The organism is Actinacidiphila sp. bgisy167 (assembly GCF_057707665.1).
In genome coordinates this window covers 1-1,856 of sequence record NZ_JBYIQP010000188.1, presented here as the reverse complement: position 1 = coordinate 1,856, position 1,856 = coordinate 1, and the positions used below count along the sequence as shown (strand labels likewise).

The window sequence follows — 1,856 nt, the reverse complement described above, 5'->3', positions numbered from 1 at the left end:
CGGTGCCACAGGTAGTGCTCCAGCTCACTGAAAGTGATCTTGGATGCGCCGTGGCGGAAGTAGGTGGTCCAGCCCCGGAGTCTCTGCCCCAAGAGGGTGAAGACTGTGCCGGGGTCCATGTTCATCGTCTGCCGTCCGGTCAGTTCCTTGACCCGGGACCTGACCGACTTGACGGCCTTGTCGCTGGGATAGGTGTAGACCATACGACGGTTCGAGCCCCGCTGGGTGTGGCGCTGGATGTGCCAGCCCAGGAAGTCGAAGCCGTCGTCGATATGGACGGTTCGGGTCTTGTCCTCGGCCAGACGAAGCCCGATGGTGGCGGCAACGCCTGCAACTTCGTCGCGGAGCGCTTCGGCGTGCTCCTGAGTGCCGAACACCATCACGGCGAGGTCGTCGGCGTACCGGACCAGTCGGTACGTCGCTCCCCCTTCACGGCGGTGTCGGCGCCGGTGCCATTCCTTGGAAAGGCTTCGGCGCTTCGTGTCGAAGTGCTCGTCGATCACACCCAGGGCGATGTTCGCGAGCAACGGGGACAGGATCCCGCCTTGCGGCGTGCCCGACACGGTCTCCCGCAGGGTGCCCTCCCCGGTCAGGATCCCTGCATGCAGGAAGGACTTGACCAGCCGCAGGACTTGCCTGTCGCCGATACGCTGACGCACCCGGTCCATGAGGGCCGTGTGGTCGATCTCGTCGAAGCAGGCGGCGATGTCGGTCTCGAACACCCACACATAGCCCGAGCGGGCGTGGTGGATGACATCCTCGATCGCGTCCTGCGCTCGTCGGCCGGGCCTGAACCCGTAACTGGACGAGCTGAACCCGGGCTCGAAGATCGGTTCGAGCACCAGTTTCAGGCTGGCTTGCACCACGCGGTCTCGCGCGGTCGGGATGCCCAAGCGGCGCATCTTCCCGTTGGATTTCGGGATCATGCGTTCGGCCACGGGCAGGGGGACGAACGTCCGCGCCTTCAAGTCCGCGCGGATCTGGTCGAGGAACCCGAGCACACCGCGCTCGGACGCCTCGATCCCCGGAGCGGTCCAGCCGTCGATCCCGGCTGTTCGCGCTCCTTTGTTCGTTCTGACCCGGCGCCATGCTTCGAGCAGGAACGCCGGGTCTGCCACAAGATTGAACAGATCGTCGAACACGCGGCCAGGGTCAGCCACTGCCCGATCGTGCAGCTTGGACTGAATCCGCAGTACCCGCGAGGCTGCCGCGTACTCGGCGGCCTCGGGAACGCCGGGGTTCCCCGGCGTATCTCCTGCCATTTCCTCTCCTCATCTACGTGACTCGCTGCGGTCCTTCCCCATGCGGACGGCGTTACCGTCCTCGGAGTACTACGACCGCTCCGCCCCACACAGGGCCCGACAGCGGACAGCGCGCCTGCCACCCGTCCCCTGGCTGGGGAGCGGGGAGGGCAGACCCTGCATGGTTCCCATGTTCACTTTGTCCCGGTTCTCACGGGAGGGACCCGGCTATACCCCGGCGGTCTTCGTCACGCCCGCAGACACACGTGACGACCTGTCCATCGCGGCCGGTTGCCGCGACGGACGGGAGCCTGCTTGTCGAAACAGCCCAGCTCGCACCGCACTCCCGCCCCATATCCACCAGGTTTGAGAGCGGTTCTGGCTAACGAGGCGTCAAGCACCGGTTCCTTTCGTATCCCTTCGTGAATCGCTGGCCGGACCCGCACGGTCTGGTAGTACCCGCACGTCCCGACGGTGTCAGGGCCGCTTGCCACCGCCACACCCACGCTTCCTACGGCATGACGGCTGCCCTCTGCTTCACCCGGCTGCTGCGACAGCCAGGCGCCGGGGGTCTCTCACCCCCGTCCGGAAACAAAGCGCCTCATGGCGCACCTC

Annotated in this window: 1 protein-coding gene; it reads right to left on the bottom strand. The window is 66.1% G+C overall.

Annotation, left to right across the window (positions count from 1 at the left end):
- Positions 1–1,262 (bottom strand): group II intron reverse transcriptase/maturase (gene ltrA, locus AC3ET4_RS30660; RefSeq protein WP_431955213.1); only part of this gene is annotated, 1,262 nt, incomplete at its 3' end.
- Positions 1,263–1,856: the final 594 nt, after the last annotated feature.